This is a genomic window from Streptomyces sp. NBC_00012, assembly GCF_045040875.1.
In the GTDB taxonomy this organism is placed as follows: domain Bacteria; phylum Actinomycetota; class Actinomycetes; order Streptomycetales; family Streptomycetaceae; genus Streptomyces.
This window is the reverse complement of record NZ_CP108309.1, coordinates 4,326,724-4,351,918: the sequence shown is the minus strand read 5'-3', so window position 1 is coordinate 4,351,918 and position 25,195 is coordinate 4,326,724. Positions and strand designations below refer to the sequence as shown.

General features: G+C 70.7%; 22 protein-coding genes and 2 tRNA genes. 13 read left to right on the top strand and 11 right to left on the bottom strand.

Annotated features, from left to right (window positions below):
* Positions 1 to 15: 15 nt before the first annotated feature.
* From OHA19_RS20020 to OHA19_RS20000, 5 genes are all read right to left on the bottom strand, one after another.
* Entirely contained in the window at positions 16 to 2,001 is a 1,986-nt protein-coding gene (locus OHA19_RS20020) for a copper resistance CopC/CopD family protein (protein WP_405751040.1), read from the bottom strand.
* A 14-nt stretch (positions 2,002 to 2,015) separates the two neighbouring features.
* Positions 2,016 to 2,465, bottom strand: coding sequence for a copper chaperone PCu(A)C (locus tag OHA19_RS20015; protein ID WP_405714731.1), 450 nt, complete (start codon positions 2,463 to 2,465; stop codon positions 2,016 to 2,018).
* Entirely contained in the window at positions 2,462 to 3,115 is a 654-nt protein-coding gene (locus tag OHA19_RS20010) for an SCO family protein (protein ID WP_405714733.1), read from the bottom strand. Before OHA19_RS20010 ends, OHA19_RS20015 begins: the two co-directional genes overlap by 4 nt.
* A 45-nt stretch (positions 3,116 to 3,160) precedes the next feature.
* Complete coding sequence (locus OHA19_RS20005) at positions 3,161 to 3,904, bottom strand: YcnI family protein (RefSeq protein WP_405714735.1); 744 nt, start codon at positions 3,902 to 3,904, stop codon at positions 3,161 to 3,163.
* A gap of 147 nt (positions 3,905 to 4,051) precedes the next feature.
* The gene (locus OHA19_RS20000) at positions 4,052 to 4,855 is read right to left on the bottom strand and encodes a hypothetical protein (protein WP_405751037.1); all 804 of its coding nucleotides are present in this window, start codon (positions 4,853 to 4,855) and stop codon (positions 4,052 to 4,054) included.
* Positions 4,856 to 5,200: 345 nt separating this feature from the next.
* Here OHA19_RS20000 and OHA19_RS19995 point away from each other — a divergent pair, with 345 nt between their 5' ends.
* Complete coding sequence (locus tag OHA19_RS19995) at positions 5,201 to 5,839, top strand: ATP-binding protein (protein WP_405714739.1); 639 nt, start codon at positions 5,201 to 5,203, stop codon at positions 5,837 to 5,839.
* A 60-nt stretch (positions 5,840 to 5,899) separates the two neighbouring features.
* Here the strand turns inward: OHA19_RS19995 and OHA19_RS19990 are convergent, their stop codons facing one another.
* Both OHA19_RS19990 and OHA19_RS19985 read right to left on the bottom strand, forming a co-directional pair.
* Positions 5,900 to 7,363 (bottom strand): aminopeptidase P family protein, encoded by a 1,464-nt coding sequence (locus tag OHA19_RS19990; protein ID WP_405751035.1) that lies wholly within the window; start codon positions 7,361 to 7,363, stop codon positions 5,900 to 5,902.
* Between the two features lie 151 nt (positions 7,364 to 7,514).
* A complete protein-coding gene (locus OHA19_RS19985; protein ID WP_405714742.1) occupies positions 7,515 to 8,903 on the bottom strand; it encodes a PP2C family protein-serine/threonine phosphatase in 1,389 nt (462 codons plus the stop codon).
* A gap of 633 nt (positions 8,904 to 9,536) precedes the next feature.
* On the opposite strand from OHA19_RS19985, the gene OHA19_RS19980 reads away from it, so the two are divergent.
* A complete protein-coding gene (locus OHA19_RS19980) occupies positions 9,537 to 10,214 on the top strand; it encodes a bifunctional DNA primase/polymerase (protein ID WP_405751033.1) in 678 nt (225 codons plus the stop codon).
* A 950-nt stretch (positions 10,215 to 11,164) separates the two neighbouring features.
* Here the strand turns inward: OHA19_RS19980 and OHA19_RS19975 are convergent.
* The 3 genes from OHA19_RS19975 to OHA19_RS19965 all read right to left on the bottom strand — a co-directional run bounded on the left by OHA19_RS19975 (position 11,165) and on the right by OHA19_RS19965 (position 13,778).
* Positions 11,165 to 12,130 carry a DUF5926 family protein gene (locus OHA19_RS19975; protein WP_405751030.1) on the bottom strand — a complete coding sequence of 322 codons (966 nt, stop codon included), beginning with the start codon at positions 12,128 to 12,130 and terminating at the stop codon, positions 11,165 to 11,167.
* A 125-nt stretch (positions 12,131 to 12,255) separates the two neighbouring features.
* On the bottom strand, positions 12,256 to 12,891 hold the full coding sequence (locus tag OHA19_RS19970; protein WP_405714748.1) for an ATP-binding protein: 636 nt from the start codon (positions 12,889 to 12,891) through the stop codon (positions 12,256 to 12,258).
* A gap of 53 nt (positions 12,892 to 12,944) precedes the next feature.
* Positions 12,945 to 13,778 carry a glycerophosphodiester phosphodiesterase gene (locus tag OHA19_RS19965; protein WP_405714750.1) on the bottom strand — a complete coding sequence of 278 codons (834 nt, stop codon included), beginning with the start codon at positions 13,776 to 13,778 and terminating at the stop codon, positions 12,945 to 12,947.
* A gap of 254 nt (positions 13,779 to 14,032) precedes the next feature.
* Between OHA19_RS19965 and OHA19_RS19960 the strand changes: the two genes are divergently transcribed.
* From OHA19_RS19960 to OHA19_RS19940, 5 genes are all read left to right on the top strand, one after another.
* Positions 14,033 to 15,517 (top strand): S1C family serine protease, encoded by a 1,485-nt coding sequence (locus OHA19_RS19960; protein WP_405751027.1) that lies wholly within the window; start codon positions 14,033 to 14,035, stop codon positions 15,515 to 15,517.
* Between the two features lie 125 nt (positions 15,518 to 15,642).
* Positions 15,643 to 15,727, top strand: a tRNA-Ser gene (locus tag OHA19_RS19955).
* Positions 15,728 to 15,849: 122 nt separating this feature from the next.
* A tRNA-Trp gene (locus OHA19_RS19950) sits at positions 15,850 to 15,924 on the top strand.
* Positions 15,925 to 15,978: 54 nt separating this feature from the next.
* Positions 15,979 to 16,116, top strand: a complete 138-nt coding sequence (locus tag OHA19_RS19945) for a hypothetical protein (RefSeq protein ID WP_405751025.1) — start codon at positions 15,979 to 15,981, stop codon at positions 16,114 to 16,116.
* A gap of 689 nt (positions 16,117 to 16,805) precedes the next feature.
* The gene (locus OHA19_RS19940; protein WP_405714756.1) at positions 16,806 to 18,398 is read left to right on the top strand and encodes an ABC transporter substrate-binding protein; all 1,593 of its coding nucleotides are present in this window, start codon (positions 16,806 to 16,808) and stop codon (positions 18,396 to 18,398) included.
* Positions 18,399 to 18,497: 99 nt separating this feature from the next.
* Here the strand turns inward: OHA19_RS19940 and OHA19_RS19935 are convergent, their stop codons facing one another.
* The gene (locus OHA19_RS19935) at positions 18,498 to 19,376 is read right to left on the bottom strand and encodes a bifunctional DNA primase/polymerase (RefSeq protein ID WP_405714758.1); all 879 of its coding nucleotides are present in this window, start codon (positions 19,374 to 19,376) and stop codon (positions 18,498 to 18,500) included.
* A 345-nt stretch (positions 19,377 to 19,721) separates the two neighbouring features.
* On the opposite strand from OHA19_RS19935, the gene OHA19_RS19930 reads away from it, so the two are divergent.
* The 6 genes from OHA19_RS19930 (at position 19,722) to OHA19_RS19905 (ending at position 25,173) form a co-directional block, all read left to right on the top strand.
* Complete coding sequence (locus OHA19_RS19930; RefSeq protein WP_405714760.1) at positions 19,722 to 20,033, top strand: hypothetical protein; 312 nt, start codon at positions 19,722 to 19,724, stop codon at positions 20,031 to 20,033.
* Between the two features lie 237 nt (positions 20,034 to 20,270).
* A complete protein-coding gene (locus OHA19_RS19925; RefSeq protein ID WP_405753286.1) occupies positions 20,271 to 21,512 on the top strand; it encodes an acyl-CoA dehydrogenase family protein in 1,242 nt (413 codons plus the stop codon).
* Positions 21,513 to 21,526: 14 nt separating this feature from the next.
* The gene (locus OHA19_RS19920) at positions 21,527 to 22,498 is read left to right on the top strand and encodes a bifunctional MaoC family dehydratase N-terminal/OB-fold nucleic acid binding domain-containing protein (protein WP_405753284.1); all 972 of its coding nucleotides are present in this window, start codon (positions 21,527 to 21,529) and stop codon (positions 22,496 to 22,498) included.
* 1 nt (position 22,499) lies between these two features.
* Positions 22,500 to 23,618 (top strand): acyl-CoA dehydrogenase family protein, encoded by a 1,119-nt coding sequence (locus OHA19_RS19915; RefSeq protein ID WP_405714762.1) that lies wholly within the window; start codon positions 22,500 to 22,502, stop codon positions 23,616 to 23,618.
* The gene (locus OHA19_RS19910) at positions 23,615 to 24,010 is read left to right on the top strand and encodes a MaoC family dehydratase (protein ID WP_405714764.1); all 396 of its coding nucleotides are present in this window, start codon (positions 23,615 to 23,617) and stop codon (positions 24,008 to 24,010) included. The genes OHA19_RS19915 and OHA19_RS19910 overlap by 4 nt, the downstream gene beginning before the upstream one ends.
* Complete coding sequence (locus tag OHA19_RS19905; RefSeq protein WP_405714766.1) at positions 24,007 to 25,173, top strand: lipid-transfer protein; 1,167 nt, start codon at positions 24,007 to 24,009, stop codon at positions 25,171 to 25,173. Before OHA19_RS19910 ends, OHA19_RS19905 begins: the two co-directional genes overlap by 4 nt.
* Positions 25,174 to 25,195: the final 22 nt, after the last annotated feature.

Sequence of the window (25,195 nt, the reverse complement as noted above, 5' to 3'; positions counted from 1 at the left end):
TCCTGCTCAACCGACTCAACCGATCTTCATGTTCTTGTCGATGGTCGTCTGATCGATGTCCGACGTACGCACGGTCACAGCGACCTTCCAATTGCCCGCCATCGGGATCTGGACGCCGTCGGCGGTCCAGTGGCCCTCGGCCAGCCGGGCGGGGACGACGGGGAGCGGGCCGATGTCCTTGGACTTCAGGGTGAAGGCGACCTTCACCTCGGGGACGTCCATGGGCTTTCCGTCGCTGCCGTCGACCCAGAGGTGGAGCTCATTGGCGCCGGTACGGGCCGGGGTGATCTCCATCCGCACCGTTCCCTTGCCGTTCGTGCCGCCCGTGTCGAAGGGCAGCTTCATCTCGACCGGGCTCGCCGCCGGGGCCGCCACCGTCGATGCGCGGGCCGCCTCTTCCTCGGTACGCGCCGGCTCGGTCGAGGTCAGCACGGTCGTCACCGCCAGCAGCGCCACGGCGACCCCCACTTCGGCCAGCACCGATCGGCGCAGCCCGGACCGGTCGGGGTCGGCGTCGCGGATCCGCTTCTTCTCGGCGGTGGCCACGGCGGCCTGCTGCCGGGCGAGCTGAGCCGCCCGTGCCGGGTCCTCGGCCGTGGACCCGGAAGCGTCCGGGGCCCCGGCGCTCTCGGGCGCCTGCGCCGAAGGGGGCGTTCCGTCCCCGGCCCCGGCGCTTCCGAGGACCTCCGCCGAAGCGGGCGTTCCGCCCTCCGACTCCGCGCCGCCCCCGCCCGTGACCAGGCGTGCCGTCCACCGCCGCGAGATCCAGGCGATCCCGACCAGGAGGGCGACGAGCCCCACCTTCACGAGCAGCAGCTGCCCGTATCCGGTGCCGGTGAGCGCGGACCAGGTACCGACCTGGCGCCAGGACTGGTAGACCCCGGTCGCGGCGAGCACGACGACGCTGCCGAACGCGATGCCGGAGAAGCGCCGTACGGCCGCCGCATCGATGTCGGGGGTCCGGTAGAGCGCGACCAGCAGGGCCGTGAGACCGCCGAGCCAGGCGGCGACGGCCAGCAGGTGGAGCACGTCGACCGGCATGGCGATGCCGGGCTGGATCCCGGTCGACGCGTGCTCGGCGAGCGCCCACGTACCGGCGATCCCGGCGGCGATCACCGTGCCGCCGATGGCCAGCCCGAAGGTGAGGTCCCGCTTCTCGCGCTCGTCCTCGCGCCTGGGGTAGGTCCCGAAGAGCACGGCGATGAAGAGCGCGGAGGCGCCGAGCAGCAGCAGCCGGGAGACGAGTGCGGCGCCGGGCTTGGTGTCGAGCACGGCCTGCAGGCCGTCGAGGTCGAAGGCGTCCGCGAGCTTCCCGGACCCGGTGTACGGGTTGCGCAGGAGCAGCATGGCCAGGGTGGCGACGGTGAGGGTCATCCAGCCGCGCACGACCAGGCGCTGCAACGGCCGGGCTCCCGCACCGCGCTGCCAGCAGGCCAGCACGAAGGCGGAGCCGCCGGCCAGCAGGATGAAGCCTGCGTACGCGGCGTAGCGCGCGATGCCGTAGAGGGTGCCGACGAGGCCGCCCCCGGCTTTCTCCGTCGGGAGTGCCACGGCGGTCTTCGAGGGGGCTCCGACGGAGAAGGTGAATGCGCCGGACACGGGATGGCTGTCCGCGGACACGGCCTGCCAGGCGACGGTGTACGTGCCGTCGGGCAGCCCGGTGTGCAGCGAGACGCCGTACCTTACGGTGGAGCCGCTCTGCAGATCACGTGGTGCGGCGCCGGTGTCGGCGCGTTTGCCGTCGGGGTCCAGGATCCGGACGGAGTCGTCGCCGAGGGCGACCTGCTCGGAGAAGGTGAGCGTGACCTCCTTGGGAGCGGTGGCGACCACCGCCCCGTCCTGCGGATCGCTCCCGGTCAGTGCGGCATGCGCGGACGCCGGGCCCGCGCCTCCCAGCAACAGGCCGAACACCATGCCGACGAGGAGTGCTGCCGCGGCGAGTGGACGGCGTATCGCGGAGGCCGACGGGGTCGGTCCGAAGTGCGGGGCGGTGGCTGTCATGACGAGTCAGACCCTCACTTCTTCTTCGGGTTGTAGGTCGTCTCCATCACGGGAACGGTGACCTTGACCGGGTCGGCCTTCTCGAAGTGCAGTACCAGGGACACCTTGTCGCCCTGCTTGGGCTGCTGCTTGAGCTTCATGAACATGATGTGGTTCCCGCCGCGCTCCAGATCCAGCTCGCCGCCGGCGGGTACGTCGAAGGACGTCACCATGCGCATCGTCTGGTTCTTCGTCTCGTGGATCGTGACGTTGTCGGAGATGGGGCTGGTGACGGAGGTGAGCCGGTCGGACGTGCCGCCGCTGTTCTTCACGACGAGGAAGCCGGCCGCCATGTCGCTGACGGGCTGCGGCATGAACGCGCCGGTCACCTTCAGCTCGGGCTTGTCGTTTGAGGACGAGCAACCCGCCAGCGCCAGCCCCGTGGTGAGGGCGATGACGCCGGCGAGGGTGGTGCGGCGGTTCACGGAGTCTCTCCCTTGATGATCTCGGGGAGGTCCTTGGTGTAGTCGTCGGGCGAGGTGTCCTCGCTGTAGACGAGGTAGCCCTTGTCGGTCTTCGGGGAGAACGCGATGACCTGGGAGCCGTGCATCGAGACGACCGTGCCGTCCTTCTCCTTCTTCGGCGCGTCTATGCCGATGCCGATCTGGCGTGCGCCCGCCTGGATGGTCGGGAAGTCGCCGGTGAGGCCGATGAAGGAGGGGTCCTGCGACTTGAGCCAGCTGCCCAGCGAGGACGGGGTGTCCCGCTCGGGGTCGGTGGTCACGAAGATGACCTGGAGCTTGTCCTGGTCGGCCTTGGGCAGCGCCTTCTTGGCGATGGCGATGTTGCTCATGATGAGCGGGCAGACATCGGGGCAGTTGGTGTAGCCGAAGTAGATCAGCGTCGGCTTGCCCTTGGTCTGCTCGCGCAGGTCGTACTTCTTGCCGTGGGTGTCGGTGAGCACCAGATTCGGCTTGGTGAACGGCTGGTCCAGGGCCGTCGCGGCCTTGGTCTTCGCCTGGACCGACACGTCGGCGATGGGCTTCTTGGCGCTGTCCTCGCTGCTGCCGCAGGCGGACAGGGTGAGCGCGGCCGCGGCGGCGAACGCCGCGGCCAACACCGTTTTCTTGTACATGGAGCTCTGATTCCTGGTGGTCGGTGGGACAGGTGGCGATGTGGATCAGGCGGTGCGGCGGCGGCCGGCGAGGACTCCGAAGGCCACTCCGGCCACGCCGATGACGATGCCGACGATGCCGAGGACCCGGGCCGTGGTGTCGCTGGCCGACGCGTCCGAAGCGGCCGTGGTCTTCTTGTCCGCGTCCTGAGCACCGGCGTCGGCGCTCTTGGCGTCGGCGGCCGCGCCGTGCTCACCGGTGGCCGGTGCGGTCAGGGCGAGGACCGGCGCCGGGCTCTCGGGCTCCTCGGCGCCCTTCTTCTGCTCCTCGATCCAGCGGACGACTTCCTTGTTGTCGTACGTCTGGATGGCTTTGAACACCAATTGGTCGGTGTCCTCGGGGAGCTGGCCGATGGAGAGCGGGAACTGCTGGAAGTCACCGGGGCGGATGCCGCGCTCGTCCTTGTCGCCCGTGGCGGTCCAGGTGACCTTGGAGACGGCCTCGTTGATCTTCTGGCCGTGCATCTCCATCGGCTTGGCCAGCTTGCTCCTGGTGACCTCGATGTCCCAGCCGGGCACGGCCTGCGGCATGACGGAGGCCAGCGGGTGGTCGGTCGGGAAGTTGACCTCGACCTTGGACGTCGAGGCGTCGTCGCGCTCGTTGGGGACCTTGAAGTTGACGGTGGCGTAACCGCCCTTGGCGGCCTCGCCCTGCGGCTGCACGCTGACGTGCGCGGAGGCGGTCCCGGCGAGGAGCAGGACGGTGGACGCGGCGACGCCGCCGGCGAGGGCGATGCGGGAAACGTTCATGGCAGGTATCACTCCACGGAAGCACGAAGGAAGGTGGTGCGGCGCGCGGGTGCGCGCCGGCATCACGACACCTCTCCCCTCGAACGGCGTGCATGCGCCGGCCGGGTACGGAACGGAGCGGTCCGTGCGCCGGGTGGAGGTGTCGCGTCAGGCTGCGAGTGCGTACGTGAGTGGCGGACCGCGCCTGATCACCAGGTGCTGCAACGGGTCCCCGGTGGCGGGGGCCGGGGCGTCGACCGCCGTACGGGCGGTGCGGGGCCCGGTTGTCGGGCCGCTGGGAAGTCCAGCGCGCAGGGCGTTGACCAGGGCGAGCGCGGCGCGCAGCGCCCGCAGCCGGGCCCCGGCCGCGATCTGCTGGGCGCCGTGCGCGGACAGCCGGACCAGCCGGAAGAGGGCGATCTCGCCGCGGCGCAGCAGCCAGCCGGTGGCCACCGCGGCCAGCAGATGGCCGAGCACCATGGGCAGGTCGGGCAGCAGCGCGGCGAGCGCGGCCGGATCCGTACCGGACGCGGTGGCCAGGTGCTGGTGGCCGCCGCCCGCCACCGCCGCCGGATCGATGCCCGCGGTGGTGACGATGCGGTGGGCCTCGGCGGCGCTCAGCTGCGCCGGACCGGCTCCGCACACGAGACTTGCCGCGAACCGGATCAACGAGTCGTCGCCCGCCGCGGTGTTCGCCGGAGTGCCGTGCGTGCCCATGCCGAACAGGGCGTGCAGGGCGATCTGTCCGCCCGCCAGCGCGGCGGTGATGGACGGCAGTGAACGCTCGCGTCCGGCGAACGGTGCCACCACCGCGGACATACCCAGGAATCCGGCGACCAGGGTCCACCAGGGGACGGGCGCGCAGGAGGCCAGGGCGTGACCTGCCGCGGACAGCGCGACGCAGACCGCGGCGAACACCGCGGTCCTCAGGAGCCGCAGACCGGCTCCGGCGCGTGCGACCGGCATAGACATGGCCGGGCCATCATCGCACCGGGCCCCCGGGTTCCGTACGGCAGGTCCGGAAGGTCGCCTTCCGTCCGATTGGAACGAGCTGGTCGGATACGCACCGGCGGAAGGTGGCCGACCGGCGACATGCCGACCGGAACATGCCGACCGGAGCCCGGGGCCCGGAACGTGCCGCCCGGAACACGCCGGTCTGAACGTGCCGGGGCTCGCGCGGGTGTACGTCGGGCATACACGGGCGCACCTGGAGCTGGTATCCGCCGAATGAGCGGTCTCACATCCGGTCTGCGCTTACGAACGGTGCCGCGCGGCAATAGGTATCGGTATGTCGAGCCGCAGCCAGGAGGCTGGAGCATGAGCATCTGGTGGTCCCTCCATTTGCGGCGTGAGGCTGCGAGCGTTCCACTCGCCCGCCGCTTCCTGCTGGGCACCATGGAGACCGCGGGCGTGGACCCGGACATCTCCTTCGACCTGTCGCTCGCGCTCAGCGAGGCCTGTGCGAACGCCGTCGAGCACGGCGGTGACCGCGGCGTCCATGAGGACCGGGAGGGCCAGGGTGACCAGTTCGGCACCCGGGATCCGTGGGACGTGTGGGACGAGCTGCCTGGCGCCGCCTCGGCGCAGTACCAGGTCACCGCGTATCTGGACGGCGAGAAGTGCCGTATCGAGGTCGCCGATTCGGGGCCCGGCTTCCCCGCCCGGCGCACCCTCCGCGCCTCCGCGGAGCAGCACGGAACGGAGCAGCACGGGACCGGGCAGCAGGGAACGGAGCAGCACGGAATCGGGCAGCCCGAAGCCTGGCAGCAGCACGAGGACCAGCAGCACGAACCCCGGCAGTACCCGCCGCTCAGCGCCGAGGACGGGCGGGGGCTGTGTCTGATCGAGCAGCTCGCCGACCACGTGCACTTCGGCAACCGCCCCGGCCGCGGTGCCGTCGTCAGCTTCGACAAGGTCCTGAAATGGCGGAAGGACGCTCTGCTCATGGTGTCCTGAGCGGAGCGTCCTTCGACGCGTGGTGGGGGTCCGCCTCCGGCCCCCCACGGATGTTCCGGATCAGCCCTTGAGCCGGGCCATCCACGCCTCGACCTCGTCGGACCGGCGCGGCAGCTTGTCGGAGAGGTTCCGGTTGCCGTCCTCGGTGACGAGGATGTCGTCCTCGATCCGGACGCCGATGCCGCGGTACTCCTCCGGCACGGTCAGGTCGTCGGTCTGGAAGTACAGACCGGGCTCGACCGTGAGGCAGACGCCGGGCTCCAGCGTCCCGTCGACGTACGCCTCGGTGCGCGCGGCGGCGCAGTCGTGGACGTCCATGCCGAGCATGTGACCGGTGCCGTGCAGCGTCCAGCGGCGCTGGAGCCCCAGCTCCAGGACCTTGTCCACGGACAGGTCGCCCAGCAGGCCCCACTCGACGAGCTTCTCGGCGAGCACCCGCTGCGCGGCGTCGTGGAAGTCGCGGAAGACGGCACCGGGCTTGACGGCGGCGATGCCCGCCTCCTGCGCCTCGTACACGGCGTCGTAGATCTTCCGCTGCAACGGCGTGAACGTGCCGTTGATCGGAAGGGTGCGGGTCACATCGGCGGTGTAGAGGTCGTTGGTCTCCACGCCGGCGTCGAGCAGCAGCAGCTCGCCGGAGCGCACCGGTCCGTCGTTGCGCACCCAGTGCAGGGTGGTGGCGTGCGGGCCGGCCGCGCAGATCGAGCCGTAGCCGATGTCGTTGCCCTCGATGCGGGCACGCAGGAAGAAGGTGCCCTCGATGTAGCGCTCGCTCGTCGCCTCGGCCTTGTCGAGGACCTTGACGACGTCCTCGAAGCCGCGCGCGGTGGCGTCGCAGGCCTTCTCCAGCTCGGCGATCTCGAAGGCGTCCTTGACCAGCCGGGCCTCGGACAGGAAGACGCGCAGTTCCTCGTCGCGCTCCGCGGTGACCTTGTCGGTCAGTGCGGCCTCGATGCCGGCGTCGTGGCCTCGGACGTTGCGGACCGGGCCGGTGGCCTCGGTCAGTGCGGCGGGGAGTTCGCGCACGTCCTTCGCCGGGATGCCCAGCAGCTGCTCGGCCTCGGCGAGGGAGTGGCGCCGGCCGACCCACAGCTCGCCCTGGCCGTCGAGCCAGAACTCGCCGTTCTCGCGGTCGGAGCGCGGCAGCAGGTGGATGGTCGCCTCGTGACCGTCCTCGGTCGGCTCCAGGACGAGGACGCCGTCCTGGGTCTGGTCGCCGGTGAGGTACGTGTACTCGGTGGAGGCACGGAAGGCGTACTCGGTGTCATTGGAGCGGGTCTTCAGGCTGCCCGCGGGGACGACCAGTCGCTCGCCGGGGAAACGCGCGGAGAGCGCGGCGCGGCGGGCGGCCGTGTGGGCGGCCTGGGCGATCGGTTCGAGGCCGTGCAGTTCGGTATCGGCCCAACCGGACTTCATGTTCGCGGCGAGTTCATCGGAGACGCCCGGGTACAGGCTGTTCTTCCGCTGCTTGACCGTCTCTTCTTCCTCGGTCTCCGGGTTCTCCGGGGTGAGCTCCTCAGCCACGATTTGTCTCTCCTTGATACGACACTGGACCCCGACCATCGTACGGGCGTACGGAAGGGGGCACAGGGCCGGAAGGCCTGTTACACGGCCGGACCGGGGCACGCGGACGGCGCGGGGGAATGCCGCGGGGCCCAGCGGGGCTCGGCGACGCTCAGTCGAAACGCGCGGCCAGCACGACCACGTCCTCGGCGCTGTCACCCCGGTCGGGAGCACTGCCGCTCCGGTCGGGCCCGTCCGGCAGCACGGTGCGCAGCACATGGTCGGCGACGGCTCCGGCGTCGTGGCGCATCGCCTTCGGCACGGACGCGGCCGCCGAGTGGAGCCGGGCGAACGCCCGGTCCGTCGAGCCGCCGGTGCGGCGCAGCAGCCCGTCGGTGTAGAGCAGTACGGTCTCGCCGGGCGCCGGGGTGATCTCCACGCTGGGCGCCTCCCAGCAGGCGAGCATGCCCAGCGGCGCGGAGACCGAGGTCTCGACGAATTCGGTGCGCCGGTCGCCGATCACGAGCGGCGGGGTGTGGCCCGCGCCGGCCAGCAGGATCTTCCGCTCGGCCGGTTCGCAGTAGGCGAACAGCGCGGTCGCCGTACGGGCCGGTTCGGTGAGCCGCAGCAGCAGCTCCAGGTCCGAGAGCACGGCGACCGGATCCTCGCCCTCCATCACCGCGTACGCCCGCAGACCGGCCCGCAGCCGTCCCGTGGCGGCCAGCGCGCTCGGCCCGGAGCCGTTCACCGAGCCCACGGCGAGACCGAGCGCACCCTCCGGCAGGGCGAGCGCGTCGTACCAGTCGCCGCCCTGCGCCGTCCTGCGGTGGCGGGCGGCCAGCTGTACGCCGGGGACCCGGGGCAGCCGGCTGGGCAGCAGCTCCTCCGCGACGGTCGCGACATCGGCCCTGGCCCGCTCCAGCTCCAGCAGCCTGGCCAGGTGCTCACCGGCGTATCCGGCGTAGAGGCCGACGAGATGGCGCTGGCGCTCCAGCGGCTCGGCGGGTTCGTCGTACAGCCAGACCGCGGCACCGAGCCTGCCGGTCGCTTCGGCGGTGATCGGTACGGCGTAGCTGGCGGCGTATCCGAGCCGGGCGGCGACTTCGCGGCGGCGGGGGTCCAGGCCGGGGTCGCCCAGCAGGTCGGGGGTGGTGAGCGCTCCTTCGGTGTCCGGGAGCCCTTCCAGGATCCGGCCGTAGGAGGTGGCGGTGCGCGGCACGGTCTCGATCTGCCCGAGCTCGGCGTGGGCCAGCCCGAGGCCGATGGTGCTCACGGGGCCGCGGCGGTCGGACGGTTCGAAGACGACCAGGCCGCGGCGGGCGCCGACCAGGGCTGCTCCGGCGTCCAGGAGTTCGTGGAGCGCGTCGTCGAGCGTGCTCGTTCTGGCCAGCCGCTCGGTGAGTTCGTGCAACGTGGTGAGGTCGGAGATCCAGCCGGCGAGCCGGTCCTGGATGAAGGCTCCGGGGGCAGAGGGCACTTCGGACAGAGACCCGGCAGTGTGAGCTGAAACCGGAACTGTGGGATCGATTCCAGCCACTTTCGGCAGGTGTGGGGCGCTCATGGCTTCCGGCTTTCCGACCAGTGCGTTCTGTCGAATAGCATCGCAAACCCCCATGTCATTCTGCGCCGCTATAAGTGCATCCGCATGTACACGTAGCACCACATGTACACGCACAAGTGAGGCGATGTCCAGCATTGTCACCACGGGAAATGTGGTGTCCGGGCGGCTGCTAAGTTGGCCAAAAAATGCACCCCGAGGCAAGCATTTGCGGTCGACTGGGTGTGCTCGAACAGGGGGTGTTCTCGGGGTGAAGTCCCGGAGGAGCGTCATTTCGGGCATGCTGGGTACGTAATCGATGAAGGCCAGGGGCAGTTCTGATCGCCCCGGAACCCGGCAGTGGGCCCGGACGTCCTCTCCAGTGACGGCCACGCCCCCACCCCCGAGTGGCGGGGTTTGCACCTTGGTACGGCAGGCGTGACATGCGCGCTGCTCCTCGCCGTGCTTGTCCGGACCTGTCCGTCCGGACCCGTCTCGCACCTGCTCGACTCGGCTCGGCCCATGCTCGGTACCGACGACCCACCCGTACCGCAGATTCGAAGAGCATGTACGCACAGTGAAGTGATGTACACGTACGGAAACTCGCACGTGGTGCGATGTGGACCCTCGGCGTTCAACGGAAAGGAACGAGCGCTCATGCGCGAGATCCTCGGAAGGCGACGCAGGCTCCGGCTCCGGCGCAGAGGAAGGCCCGCCCAGCTCGACGCGGCCCTGACCTGTGCCACCGCATGGCAGTGGCCCGTGCTGCCCGGAGTGAGGCTGGAGGCAGCCGGTGCCCGCGGTGACCGTGGCCGCGGCTGTGCCTGTCCCGATCCCGAGTGCGCCGTGCCCGGCGCGCACCCCTTCGACCCCGGTCTCCTCGCGGCGACCACCGACGAGCGCATGGTGCGCTGGTGGTGGACCAACCGGCCCACCGCCCCGATCCTCCTGGCCACCGGCGGGCGCGCCCCGTGCGCGCTGAGCCTGCCGGCCGTGGCCGCCGCCCGCGCGCTGGTGGAGCTGGACCGGATGCGCGTGCGGCTCGGCCCCGTGGTGGCGACGCCGACCCGGTGGTCGTTGCTGGTCGCCCCGTACAGCCTCGAACGGCTCGGTGAGCTGTTGCACGCCCAGGACTGGGTGCCCAGTTCACTGCGTTTCCACGGCGAGGGCGGCTATCTCGTCCTCCCGCCGTCCGAGGTGGGGGCGGGGCAGGTGCGCTGGGAGCGGGCCCCGGCACCGGACGCGCCGTGGCTGCCGGATGTGGGGACGGTGCTGGACGCGCTGGTCGAGGCGAGCAGCGGCGCACCGGACGGTGGCAGCCGGCTCGCGTACTGACCGGTGCCGGAGTCTCGCGTACCGGCGGAGGACCTGGCTGAGTCGTGCCGGCGGAGGGCCGGGGTGAGTCGCGTCGGCCCGGTATTTCGCCGGGATATCCGGCGGACCGTCAGATACTCATGTGAAGCCGACGGGTGAGGCTCGTCACTATCCGGGTGATCGGTTTCCCGATGCCGCATACATCCCTGGACGGGGTGTCGGATACGACCCCGGATGCGGCATCGCGTACGACCCCGGATGCGGTCGCGGATGTGTCCTCGGTGCGACCCCGGATATGACCTCGGTTACTGCTCTGGATCCGATCTCGGTTCATGCCCCCGCAAATGCAAAGCCTTCCGCTTCCCCGTACTGCAAAGTGCGGCGGCGGAAGGCTTTCTGATGACCTTTCCGGAACGCTTCGGACTGGATTTATCGAATATTCATTCGAGTATTTCTGGTGTGCGGCGGAGGCGTCGGCGGTATTCGCGAAGATCGTCCGACGCCGGGGATCCGGTCCCGGGCGTCCGGTGCCCGGGACCGGTATCTGTCCGAGACCGATCGGTCCTGGCGGGGGTCGAGTCCTCCCGTGCCGCCGTCTGGTAAGCGCTTCCGGCCGTCGCGGGCAAGGCGAGGGCGTGGGGCGGGGCGGGTGAGGTGAGAGCGCGGGGCGGCATCAGGTGGTCGTGGGTACGGGGGCGCGAGCCGTCGTGTCCGGTGAGCCGGGGCGTATCGACGAGGGCTTGTGCGCGGGCTCGTGCGCCGCGTTGCGCGCTGTGCGCCGTATCCGGAAATGAGGATGCCCGATCGCTGGCGACGGGGGATGCACCAGCGACCGGGCTTCTAGAACGGTAACAAGAGATCTGCCGTTCGCAAATTCGATCTCGCGTATTCGGACAGGGATTTACCTGCGAGTACGGGGAGTTGTGACGCGAGTCACCTATTGGGCCCGCCGGGCCCGGGGCTCGTCACCGTCAGCTGAGGGTCACCTGGCGGTTGGTGAGCCCGCCGCGGGCCCGCCGCTCCTCCGCGGTGAGCGGTGCGTCCGAAGCGAGCACCTCGGTCAGTCGCTCCGCGAACTCCGCCGCGGGCTTCTCGCACTCCTCGGCCCCCATCGCGCTCGGCAGGTCCCAGACCGGGACCATCAGCCCGTGCGCTCGGAAGGAGCCGACCAGCCTGGTGCCCTCGCCCAGCGAGGAGGTGCCGGCGGCGTGCAGCCGGGCGAGCGCGTCGAGCAGCCGCTCCTCGGCGTGCGGCATGACCCAGCGAAGGTGGTTCTTCTCCGGGGTCTCGCACCAGTAGGCGGCGTCCACACCGGCGAGCCGGGTCGTCGGGATCGCCGCCTCGTTCGCGCGCTCCAGGGAGGCGGACACCTCGGGCGTGGCGTTGTCCGCGTCCGGAACCCAGAACTCGAAGCCGGAGTGGACGGTCGGCTCGACCGCCGCATCCGGGTCGAGCACGTCCTGCAGCCGGGGGCCGTCGGCCGGCACGCGCTGCGCCGCCACGGGCGAACCGGGCTCGGCGGCCAGCGCCCGCAGCAGGGTGTCCGCGAGGTCGCGGCTGAGGTCACCCGACGGGGTGTCGTTCTGCAGGGCGAGCAGCACCGACCCGTCGTCGCGGCGGAGCGCCGGCCAGGCCATCGGCAGAACGGTCGTGAGCGTCACTGAGGGCACGCCCTCGGGCAGCCCGTCCTTCAGCGTCAGCGTCACCGTGGCGGCGGGCACCAGTTCGCGCAGGGCGACCCAGTCGCACTCGCCGGCCAGTCCCTCGAAGGGACGGTGGACGAGCTCGGTCACGGCCTGGGCGGCGGCGCGGCCGTGACATGCCTTGTAGCGGCGGCCCGAACCGCACGGGCAGGGCTCGCGAGCCCCGACCACCGGGATCTCGCCATCCTTGAGTTGCTGCTTCCCGGCCTTGGTCTGAGGGCGCTTCTTGGCCATGGTGGGCTTTCTCCCGATTGCGACAGTGCGGTCTGGGCCGCGAGCCTAGCCGCCCCCGTCGCGTCCGGGACACAAGTGCCGACGCGCCCCCGCGTGCCCCGGTGTTCGGTGTCCGTGCCGGAACGTCAGCCCACGTCGTCGAAGGCGTCCGCGAAACCCAGCGCGTCGAGCCCCGAAACACCTGCTCCCGGCATGCTCGGCCCTGCCACGCCCGGCACCCCGGACTGCTGCCCGTGTCCCTCGTTGACCAGCACCCAGACGGTCACTTCACCGGACGAGCTGTCGCGTACGCCCCACTCGTCGGCCAGTGCGCTGATGATGTTGAGCCCGCGGCCGCCGCGCGCCGTCACCGAAGGGGTGGCTGGGACCGGGCGGGTCGGACCGCCGCCGTCCGTCACTTCGACGGTCAGACCACCCGTTCTGTCGACGCGCCACGCGGCGCGGACGTCGCCGTCACCCACATCCGTGTGCCGGCCCAGTGGCCTGCCGTGCCGGCAGGCATTGCTGAGCAGTTCGGAAAGAATCAGTACTGCATCGTCGACGACCGAATCCGACACCCCGTGGCTGCGCAATTGCTCGCGCATCCGGTGCCGCGCCTGGCCCACGCCCGCAGGGCCATGGGGTACGGCCATGCTTGACGACGTGGGCACTTCCTGTGCCACCACCAACGCCACCCCCGAGACCTCCTTCGCCCCACGCCACGGAGTGAATGCCCCCCTGGACTGGACCGGAAACCGGCCAATGGACTGCCGGTGACGCACTCGTAACGATCGAATACGGTTCGAATGCGCCGGTGCACTCCGTGTGACTGATGTTAAGAGCGTCCCAGTTGTGACAGAACCTGTTTAGGACGGTTCGTGATGATTGCCTCGATGCCGAGGCCTACGCAGAGTTCGACGTCCGCCGGCTCGTTCACCGTCCAGACGTGCACGCGGTGCCCCGCGCGGTGCAGCCGGTCGATGTATCCGGGGTGATTGCGTACGATCCGCATCCCCGGGCCGGCGATACGGGCCCCGGCCGGCAGCCGCCCGTCGCGCAGCCGTGGCGAGACGAACTGCATCAGATACACGGTGGGCAGCGTGGGGGCCGCGGCCTGGACACGGTGCAGCGAGCGCGCCGAGAAGCTCATGACGCGCACCGGCGACGGGCCGTCGGCCGGGGGCGCGTCGAGCTCGAAGTGCTTCAGCAGCTGGAGCAGCCGCTCCTCGACCTGGCCCGCCCAGCGGGTGGGGTGCTTGGTCTCGATGGCCAGCTGGAGCGGACGCCCGGCGGCCCGGGTCTCGACGACGAGTTCGAGCAGGCGTTCCAGGGTGAGTACGGAGGTGAGCTCCCCCGGCACCGGATCCCAGTCCGGGGACTCCGACTCCTCGCGGTCTTTCCAGGAGCCGAAGTCGAGGGCCGCGAGATCGGCGAGCTCCAGGGCGGAGACGGCGCCGCGGCCGTTGGACGTGCGGTTCACCCGGCGGTCGTGCACGCACACGAGGTGGCCGTCAGCGGTGAGCCGTACGTCGCACTCCAGGGCGTCGGCGCCGTCCTCGATCGCTTTCCGGTACGCGGCCAGCGTGTGCTCGGGGGCGTCGTCGGACGCGCCCCGGTGAGCGATGACCTGGATGGGGTGGTGCGTGGATTGCTGCCGTGCGTGGGTCACCGCGTCATCGTGTCACCGCCGGGTGACCGCTGTGCACACGTCGTGCGGCGCAAGTGCGTAACCCGGGGCGAGGCTGCGGAGCACCCTGCGGTGCGTCTTGTACCCGGGGACCGTTTTGACCGATGTAAAGATTGGTGTGCGGATGCACAGGTCCTGCTTACAGTGGCCTGACGTGCCTTGGGAAAAGCTGTTGTCTTACACGTACACAGCGGATCTCTTGCCGAAATTGATGTGGAACCGAGGAGTAAAGAGCTGTGAGCACAGAGAACGAGGGCAACGAGGGCACTGCGGCCGAGGCCGTTCCGTCCGTTCCGTCCGCACCTCCAGTGCCGGCCGATGCTCCTCAGGGGTCGCCCGGGAGCCCGCCCGAGCCCACCCCTGCCCCGGCGTCCGAGCCCACTCCGGCCCCGGCGGCCGGGCCGCCCACCGCGCCTCCCCAGGCGCCCCACACACCTCAGCCCCAGCCCTACCCCCACGCCACTCCTCACGCACCGCAGTCGGCCGCCGAGGCCAACTGGCCGCCCCCGCCCCCGCCCGCCGTGCCCGCGTACGCGTCCCACGGTGCCGGCGGTGACGGTCCGGTCTGGGGCGCACAGCCCCAGCCGTACGCCTCCGAAGGCCCGCGCAAGCGCGGCATGGGCGGCCTGGTGGCGGCGGTGGCGGCCGCGGCGCTGATCGCCGGCGGCATCGGCGGCGCCCTCGGCTTCTGGGCGGCCGATCACAACGGCGGCTCCGGCTCGACCACGGTTTCGTCCCCGGCCAATCCGCAGGACCTCAAGCGTGATCCCGGCACGGTCGCGGGCGTGGCGGCCAAGGCGCTGCCCAGCGTGGTCACCATCGACGCGCAGGGCGGCGACGGAGAGGGCGGCACGGGCACCGGCTTCGTGTACGACAAGGAGGGCCACATCCTCACGAACAACCACGTGGTGGCCTCCGCGGCGGACAGCGGCCAGCTCACGGCGACGTTCTCCGACGGCAAGAAGTACGGTGCCGAGGTGGTCGGCCGGGCGCAGGGTTACGACGTCGCCGTGCTGAAGCTGAAGAATCCGCCGTCCGGGCTCGCCCCGCTGTCCCTCGGCAATTCGGACCAGGTCGCGGTCGGCGACTCCACGATCGCGATCGGCGCCCCGTTCGGCCTGTCCAACACGGTCACCACGGGCATCATCAGCGCGAAGAACCGCCCGGTCGCCTCCGGTGACGGCTCCGGCGGCAGCAACTCGTACATGAGCGCCCTGCAGACCGACGCCTCGATCAACCCGGGCAACTCCGGTGGCCCGCTGCTCGACGCCCGCGGTGCGGTCATCGGCATCAACTCGGCGATCCAGTCGACCGGCAGCAGCGTCGGCCAGACTCAGGCGGGCTCCATCGGCCTCGGCTTCGCGATCCCGATCAACCAGGCGACGAACGTCGCCCAGCAGCTGATCAAGACCGGCAAGCCGGTCTACCCGGTGATCGGCGCCACGGTCACCATGGACGAGAAGACCGGCGGCGCGGTCATCTCCGACCAGGGGGCGGGCGGTACGGAGGCCGTGTCGAAGGACGGCCCCGCGGACCGGGCGGGCCTCGAGGCGGGCGATGTCATCACGAAGTTCAACGACACCGCGATCGACAGCGGCCCGACCCTGATCGGCGAGATCTGGACCCACAAGCCCGGCGACCGGGTGACGCTGACCTACAAGCGCGACGGCCGGACGGCGACGGCCGAGGTCACCCTCGGGGAGCGCAACGGCGACAGCTGACCGGCCGATCGGCCACGGCGCCCGACTCCGGGAGGGCCTCGCGCCTGCGGGGCCCTCCCGCGCATCCGGACGACGGCCGACTACCGGTACGCTGTAGGCGCTCCGTCACAGGTGGGCGGAGCAGGGGTGGGTTGCCCGAGCGGCCTAAGGGAACGGTCTTGAAAACCGTCGTGGCGCGAGTCACCGTGGGTTCAAATCCCACACCCACCGCAGATGAACGGCCCCTGACCAGGTGAATCGGTCGGGGGCCGTTGTCAGTTCTGTCCGATCGGGCACGGCAGGGGCACAGGCACCCCGGCAGCAGCGGGAGTCCCTAGGATGGCGGACGGGGCGGAGCCGTAGCGCAGAGGTCGTCGCGCGCGGTCTCCACAATCGCGAGGACGCCGGTTCGAATCCGGCCGGTTCTGCCTTGCCGCCCGGCTGTATCAGGCGGGTCTGCCGCGTCCGTCCACGGGCGCGAGTTGACGGTGGTGGGCCTCGACGCGGTCTCGGGGACCCCGGTCATCGACCTGAAGCCGGCGATGGCGGAGTTCTGCCCCGTGGACATCGAGCAGCCGGAATGGGTCAGCCACATGATGTCGGAGTACTTCCAGCTGTAGGCAGGCAGAGTTTGGAGGGGGCGAAGCTCAACGCTGGGCGAGGTAAGGGGGTTACGCCCGCCCAGTCACCAGTCACCAGTCGCCGGCTGCCAGCCGCCGGTCGCCTTCCGTCGGTTGCCGATCCGGTCGAGTGGCGTCGGCATGTGCGTTTCTGTGAGTTTCCCCATGCCGTGCCCCGGAGTTCGCCGTTCTGCCGGGTATGGCCGCGGGGGAGCGCCGTTCCGGGCGGACGGTTCCGGACGGAGTGCGGGAGATTGCGCGACCGTGCGGCCGTGTGGGTCAAGTGGCGTTTGTCCGTGGCGAGTTCGCTGATCAGGGACGTAGCCGCGACGTCCGGGGAGAGCGGTCGGGCGGCACGGTTGGATACCAGCCATTTACGCCCGTGGTACCGACTGTGAGTGACGATTCTTCTCGCAAGATGTGCCACCACACAGCGCTGCGTACTACTAGATTGTCAAAGCACCACGGGACCGATCATGGTCTGCCCTTCGTCGTTGATCAGCTGTCATTCGGCAGTCGGTCACCACGAAGAACCCTGGTGAACACCATGTCCAGGCAGGCTTTCGGTCCGCACCACCGCGCACGGCCGGGCTGACAGTGCTGGACGGTCGCGACGTTCGCAGTAGTACCTGACCTGATCCGGTTGTCCGGGGGCCCCACATCCCGGCCGAGAGTATGAGGCACGTTCTGTGAAGGTTCGTACGAGGCGGTCGGCCACCCTGATCTCCGGCGGAGTGGCTGTGGTGCTGTTGCTGTCGGGTTGCGGCTCCGAGGACCAGATCTGGCCATTCGAGAGCAAGGACACGATGGTTGTCGGCATGTCCGACGGCATCCTGGCGACCGATCCGGCCGCGGGGTACGACCCCGGATCCTGGCTGCTGTTCAACAACGTCTTCCAGTCGCTGCTGAGTTTCCCGCCCGGGGGCTCCATACCGGTGCCGGAGGCCGCCGATGAGTGCGGCTTCTCGGACGGCAGCAGGACCTACACCTGCACCCTGCGCGACGGGCTGAAGTTCAGCAACGGCCACAGCCTCACCTCGGCGGACGTCAAGTACTCCTTCGACCGGGCGATCAAGATCAACGACCCGGCGGGCCCGGCGCCGCTGCTCTCCACCATCTCGTCGATCAGGACCCCGGACGACAAGACCGTCGTATTCCGCCTCAAGGTTCCCGACGCGACGTTCCCGAGCAAGATCGCATCGGGTGCCGGCTCCATCGTGGACCGCCGGGTGTATCCCAAGGACAGTCTGCTCAAGGGCGGCGAAACGGTCGGCTCCGGTCCTTACAAACTGGACTCCATAAGCAAGACGAAAGCCGAATTCTCGGTCTATTCGGGCTATCACGGGACCGCCGATGTGAAGAACTCCGGCGTGACGATGAAGCTTTTCCAGGGCGATCAGCAGGCGCTCAAGACCGCCCTGGAGAAGGGCGACGTCGATATCGCGTACCGCGGTCTCACCGCCAAGACGATCGCCGCCCTGGACACCTCGCCCACCGCCGAGAAGGACGGCATCGACGTCGTCCAGGGCAGCAGCGCGGAGGTCCAGCACATGGTCTTCAACATGAACGACCCGGTGGTCGGAAAGCTCGCCGTGCGCAAGGCCATCGCGTATCTCGTCGACCGCTACGCCCTGGTCAGCAAGGTCTACCAGTCCACGGCGACGCCGCTCTACTCGATCGTCCCGGTCGGCATCACCGGGCACGGCAACTCCTTCTTCAACACCTACGGCGACCGCCCGCAGCCGCAGAAGGCCAAGGGCATCCTGAGGGAATCCGGAATCACCGACAAGGTGCGAATCACCCTCTGGTCCACGCCGAGCCGCTACGGCCCCGCCACCGACGACGAACTCGAGACCATCGCCGATCAGCTGAACAAGAGCGGGCTGTTCGACGCCGACATGAGGTCCGTCCCCTTCGACGAGTACGAGAAGGGCATCGCCCGGGGCAAGTACGGCGTCTACGTCAAGGGCTGGGTTCCTGACTATCCGGACCCCGACAACTTCACCCAGCCGTTCTTCGGTGACGGAAACGTCCTGTCGAACAATTACGAGAACAGCGACATAACCAAGCAGATCATCCCGCAGACCTCATCCATGACCGACCGGTCCAGCACCCGGACGCCGTTCATCAAGCTCCAGGACATAGTGGCGCGTCAGCTGCCGCTCCTGCCGCTCTGGCAGGGAAAGCAGTACGCGGTCGCCAACGAGAACGTCCGGGGTCTGCAGAACTGCCTGGACACGTCCACCGTCTTCCGGTTCTGGGAGCTCAGCACCGCGCCCTGAGGGCTGTCGTCGCACGCCCGCCAGGGATTACGGGACAGCCCTCAGCCGGGACCTGTCATCCCCGTAGCCACCGGGCAGGACCTGCCATCCCCGTAGCCCTCAGTTCTCCGTCGCTTCCGGTGCTGTCGTGGTCAGGCGGGCCGCCGACTCGATCGTGGCGCGGGCCTCGCGTTCAGTGAGGCCGGTGCGGACGGCGGCGTGGGTGAGGGCGTCCGCCAGGGCGTCGCCGTAACCGTGTTCGTAGGCGCGGCAGGCCGCCCAGAAGAGCCGTGTGTTGCGCTGGCCCTCGCGCGCCGCGAGGACGAAGCGGACCAGCCCCCGGCCCCGGTCCGGCCGCCCGGTGCCGGGCCGGCGGCGCGCCGGAGGCATGAGCAGGCGCAGCAGCGCGCGGGGACAGGGGGCCGGAGGCAGGCCGGCGGTGCCCGGGGCCAGCCGGTAGCGGCCGTGCGGGGTGACCGAGCCGGGGCCCACCAGATAGCCGCCGGTGCCCCGGATGTCGATGCCGGGGGCCAGACGGCTCGCGGAGTTCGGTACGGGGATGCCGGGCGGGCCGGTCAGCCAGAGGTGCCGCCCGCCGCTCGGGGTGAGGACCGTGACGGTCGGCGGGATCGTGAACAGGTGGTGCAGGGCCAGCCGCCGGAGCGATGCGGCGGAGTCGTCGCCCGGGGTCTGGACGTCCAGGTCGATGCCGATGAGGTGGTGCGGGGGCCGGCCGCAGGCGATGCCGTAGCCGGTGGCCCAGGGAGCGGCGGCGAAGAGGGCCCGTACGGCGGCCGGGTCCGTGGTGGCGTCGTGGACACCGTGCCCGGGCAGGCCGCACGCGCCCCGGCAGCTGAGCCGGCGGTCGTCGTTCCGGTGCGGGGAGGGCAGCGCGGGGAGCTTGCGGGCGGTCAGCGGGATGACGGGGAGCCCGCGCTCGGCGGCGGAGAGCGCGTGGGCGAGGGCCAGGGTGGCGGTCTGCCGGTCGGTGATGGCCATAGCCCTATTTTCGTTCAGGTGTTCGAGAAGGGGAAGAGGGTGTGGCGCCGGCGGGCCCGGCCGCCGGAACGCTTCTCCTCTTGGGGGGCGTGGCCGGGCGGGCGGGCCGGTTCCCGGTGGCTCCCCGGCGGTTCCACGGTGGGGCGCAGGCGGGGGTGAGCCGGGGCTTTGGGGCGCGTAAAGGTTTATCGGCGCTTCCTCACGCCTGCGGGGGAATCGGGCCGAGTGTGTGGTTCGCGGGGGATCCGGTGGGCAACTCTGGTCTCGCGACGTCGTGACCAATACCGGGGCGGTCGGCCAACTGCCTCGGAACAAGCCGTACTTCCGGTTCCTGGAGGAATTGACATGGCAAGCATCCGTACCGCTCGTGCCCTCGCCGTTGTTGCCGCCCTGCCCCTTGCCGCCGCGCTCTTCAGCGGTGTGGCCCAGGCCGACAGCGGCTCGTTCGCGAACGACGGATCCAACGCGGCCGTTGCGACGGTCGTCGGCAGCGGTGTCGGCGGCGACAACTTCGGCAACTCGTCCACGTCCCAGCAGCAGGCTGTCGGCGCCGGGGCGTCGAACCAGAGCAATTCCGCGCAGGTGAACGGCTCCGGGTTCACCGTGGTCGACCAGGACAACGACAACGTCGCGGTGAACTTCACCAACCTCTGGTGACCCGTGGCCGGTCATGGCCGGTCGGGGGGTCGGGCCAGGACCGGACGGATACGCGACACGGTCCGCGCGAGGGTGCTTCGGCGCCCTTGCGCGGACCGTTTCACGTTGCCGGAGGAGGTGGGTCTCGGGGGGCGGGCGGGCCCCGCGGGGGTGTCGTCGACCTTGACAGCGGACATAGATCTGACGGACAGTCAGAAATCCTGATCCGTACGCCCCGTGTCCGGGAGGCAGCCCGCCGTGCACCTCGCCCAGACGGAACGCCAGCAACAGCTGCGCGCCGAACTCCGCACGTACTTCAGCGAGGTGATGCCCGCGAGGGACGCGGGTACGGCCCCGGGGGCCGAGGACCCGGCCGGGCAGCGGCGGATCCTGCGCAGGATCGGTGCCGACGGGATGCTCGGACTCGGCTGGCCCGTCGAGTACGGCGGCCAGGGACGCGGCGCGGACGATCAGTTCGTCTTCTTCGACGAGGCGTACCGGGCCGGGGTGCCGGTCTCGATGGTCACCCTCAACACCGTCGGCCCGACGCTGATGAAGTACGGAACCGATGAGCAGAAGGCGTACTTCCTGCCCAGGATCCTCAGCGGCGACCTCGTCTTCGCCATCGGCTACAGCGAGCCCGAGGCCGGTACGGACCTCGCCTCCATGCGCACCAGGGCGGTGCGGGACCGCGGGGACGGCGCCCGCTCGGACGCTGCCCGATCCGACGCCGCCCGCCCGGATGCCGCCGAGGGCGGCGGGCACTGGGTGATCGACGGGCAGAAGATCTTTACCAGCAACGCCCAGAACGCGGACTGGATCTGGCTCGCCTGCCGTACGGATCCGGACGCGCCCAAGCATCAAGGCATCTCGGTCATCCTCGTACCGACCGATTCCGCCGGATTCTCCTGGACGCCGATCGAGACCGTGGGCGGGCTCACCACGACAGCCACCTACTACGACGGGATACGGGTGCCGGCCACCAACCTGGTGGGTCCGGAGAACGGCGGCTGGGGGCTGATCACCAATCAGCTGAACCATGAACGGGTGGCCCTCGCCGCGATCGGGATGCAGGCCGAGGACTTCTACGACGCGGCCCTCGCGCACGCCCGCAACCGCGACCCCGTGACGGGCGGGCGTCCGGCCGACGAGCCGTGGGTGCGCGCCCGGCTGGCCGAGGCGTATGCCCGGCTGGCGGCTACGCGCCTGCTCAACTGGCGTCTGGTGGGGGATGTCGGCGCGGGTTCGCCGGCCCCGGGCGAGGCGAGCGGCGTGAAGTTCGCGGGGACCGAGAGCGCCGTCGAGGTGTACCGGATGTGCCAGGAGATCACCGGGGAGACGGGCATGGTGCGGGGCGGTTCGCCCGGCGCCTTCGGGGACGGGGAGCTGGAGCGGATGAACCGGGCGGCGCAGATCAACACCTTCGGGGGCGGGGTGAGCGAGGTGCAGCGGGAGATCGTCGCGACGATGCGGCTCGGCATGAAGCGGGGCAGGCGGTGACGGCCGGGACGGGAGTGCCCGAGGGGCCGGACGGGCTCCGCGGGCGGCTCAAGGAGTTCGAGGGGCCGGACGGGCTCCACGGGCGGCTCAAGGAGTTCGAGGGTCGGGCGGCCGCGACCGCGGGTGCCGGCAAGGACCCGGTCAACGAGCCGATGATCAGGCACTGGTGCGAGGCGATGGGGGACACCGACCCCGCGTACTCGGGGCCGGACGCGGTCGCTCCGCCGACGATGCTCCAGGCGTGGACGATGGGCGGCCTGTCGGGGCACACCGACCGCTCCGCGGCGTACGACGAGCTCTTCGGCCTGCTCGACGGCGCGGGATACACCTCGGTGGTCGCGACCGACTGCGAGCAGGAGTACCTGCGGCCGTTGCGGCCCGGGGACCGGATCACCTTCGACGCGGTCATCGAATCAATCTCGGAGCTCAAGACCACCAAGCTCGGGACGGGGTACTTCGTCACCACGCGCATGGACGTCCGGGCGAATGGCGAACCCGCCGGGACGCACCGCTTCCGGATCCTCAAGTACACCCCGGCGAAGGCGAAGCGGACGGCGAGCGGCGGCGGGAAGAGCCGGCGGCCCAGGCCGGTGATCAACCGGGACAACGCCGGGTTCTGGCAGGGCGTCGCCGAGCACCGGCTGCTGATCCAGCGGTGCGGCGAGTGCGCCACGCTGCGCTTCCCCTGGCTGCCCGGCTGCAACGCGTGCGGCTGCCAGGAGTGGGACACGGTCGAGGCGAGCGGCGAGGGCACCGTCTTCAGCCATGTGGTGATGCACCACCCGCCCTTCCCCGCGTTCGCCGCCGACGGGGCGGGCGGCCCGTACGCGGTGGCGCTGATCGAGCTGGTCGAGGGGGTACGGATGGTCAGCAACGTCGTCGGCGTGCCGTACGACAAGGTGCGGCCGGGAATGCCGGTACGGCTGGAATTCCTGCGCATGGATCCCGAGTTGGAGCTTCCGGTCTTCCGGGGAGGTGAGGGCTGAGATGGATTTCGCACCCACCGAGGAGCAGTCCGCGGCACAGGGGCTCGCGGCGCGGATCTTCGGCGATCTGTCGACGCCCGAGCGCCTGGCAGTGGCAGGCACGGCGACCGACGCCGAGCTGTGGAAGGAGCTCTGCGCGGCCGGGCTGACCGCGGCCGTCGAGGAGACCGGGCTGCTCGGCCTGGTGCTCCTGCTGGAGGAGCAGGGCCGCACGACGGCCCAGGTGCCGTTCGCGGCGAGCTGTGCGTACGGGCTGCTGGCCGTCGCCCGGCACGGCACGGACGAACAGCGGGAGCGGCTGCTGCCTCCGCTGAGGGACGGCACGGCCGTCGCCACCGGAGCCTTCCCGGCACGCGGCGGGATACGGGCGGACGGTGCCGATGTCGGTGCGGGTGCGGGTGCGGATGCGGATGCGGGTGCCGATACCGGTGCTGGTGTCGGTGCCGATGACGACCGCGGTGGTGGCCGACTGAGCGGCAGCGTGCCGTACGTGCCGTGGCTGCGGGACGCCGACCTCGTCCTCGTCCCGGACCGGGAGCACCGGCTGTGGATCGTCCGGACCGGTGATCCCGGAGTGCTGACCGAGCCGGTGGAGACCACGGCGCCGTGGTCGGCGGCGCGGCTCGTCCTGGACGGGGCACCCGGGGAGCGGCTCGGCGGCACCGGGGCGTACGGGGCGGTGCTGGCGGCGGCCCGGACGGCGTTCGCCGGGCTGCAGGCCGGGGTGTGCGCCGGTTCGCTCGCCCGCGCCGTCGCGCACGTCAACACCCGGGAGCAGTTCGGGCGCCCACTCTCCACCAAGCAGGGGGTGCTGCTGCGCGCCGCCGATGCCCATATGGATACCGAGGCGATCCGGGTCACCGCGTACGAGGCGGCCTGGCGGTACGACTCGGGCCTGCCCTGCGGACCGCAGGCGCTGACCGCCGCCTGGTGGGCCTCGGAGGCCGGGAAGCGGGTGGTGCACGCCGGGCAGCATCTGCACGGCGGCACCGGCGCGGACCTCGACCACCCCGTGCACCGCCACTTCCTCTGGGGCCGGCAGCTCGACGCCTACCTGGGATGCGGTGGCGAAGTGCTTCAGGAACTCGGTGATTCGCTGGTGAAGGAGGGATCGGAGTGAAGGCCGGTGACGAGCTGGCGCCGCTGGAGATCGCGGTGACCCGCACCCTGATCGTGGCGGGCGCGATCGCCTCCCGCGACTACCAGGACGTGCACCATGACGCGGAGCTCGCCAGGGAGAAGGGGTCCCCGGACATCTTCATGAACATCCTGACGACCAACGGCCTGGTCGGCAGGTACGTCACCGACCGCCTCGGCCCGTCGGCCGTGCTCCGCCGGGTCGCCATCAGGCTGGGCGCGCCCAACTACCCCGGGGACACCATGGTCCTGACCGGCACGGTGACCGCCGTCGCGGACGACGGGACGGCCGAGGTGGCCGTCGTCGGGTCCAACGGCCTCGGCAGACATGTCACCGGCACGGTGACCGTCGGCGTACCGCGGGGGGCGGCATGAGCGTGCGCAGGGCCGATTCGCTCGGCGGCAGGGCGGCGGTCGTGGGGATCGGCGCCACCGAGTTCTCCAAGGACTCCGGGCGCAGCGAACTGAAGCTGGCCGTCGAGGCGGTGCGGGCCGCCCTCGACGACGCCGGGCTGACCCCCGCCGACGTGGACGGACTGGTCACCTTCACCATGGACACCAGCCCCGAGATCACCGTCGCCCAGGCGGCCGGGATCGGTGAGCTGTCGTTCTTCTCGCGCATCCACTACGGCGGCGGGGCGGCCTGCGCCACCGTCCAGCAGGCGGCGATGGCCGTGGCGAGCGGGGTGGCCGACGTGGTGGTCTGCTACCGCGCGTTCAACGAGCGCTCGGGGCGCAGATTCGGCTCCGGCGTGCAGCAGCGCGAGCCCACCGCCGAAGGCACGGCGCTCGGCTGGAACCTGCCTTTCGGACTGCTCACCCCGGCCTCCTGGGTCGCCATGGCCGCCCAGCGCTATCTGCACGCCTACGGGCTGACGCCGGACGTCTTCGGCCATGTCGCGGTGACCGACCGCCGCCATGCCGCCCGGAATCCGGCGGCGTACTTCTACGGGAAGCCGATCACCCTGGCCGACCACGCGGCGTCGCGGTGGATCGTCGAACCGCTGAGGCTGCTCGACTGCTGCCAGGAGACCGACGGCGGGCAGGCGATCGTCGTCACCAGCGCCGAGCGGGCCCGGGACCTGCCGCAGCCGCCCGCCGTGATCGTGGCGGCAGCTCAGGGGGCCGGACGGGCGCAGGAGCAGATGACGAGCTTCTATCGCGACGACCTGACCGGCCTGCCGGAGATGGGAGTGGTCGCCCGGCAGCTCTGGCGCAGCTCCGGCCTGACCCCCTCCGACATCGACGTGGGCATCCTCTACGACCACTTCACCCCCTTCGTCCTGATGCAGCTGGAGGAGTTCGGCTTCTGCGCCCCGGGCGAGGCGGCCGGCTTCGTCGCGGCGGACGCGCTGCCCCTGAACACACACGGGGGCCAGCTGGGCGAGGCGTATCTGCACGGCATGAACGGCATAGCGGAGGCGGTCCGGCAGATCCGCGGCTCGTCGGTGAACCAGGTGTCCGGGGCGGCCAGGACCCTGGTCACGGCAGGCACCGGCGTGCCCACCTCGGGGCTGATCCTCGGCACGGACGCCTGAGCCCGCCCGGCCCGGGGCGGCG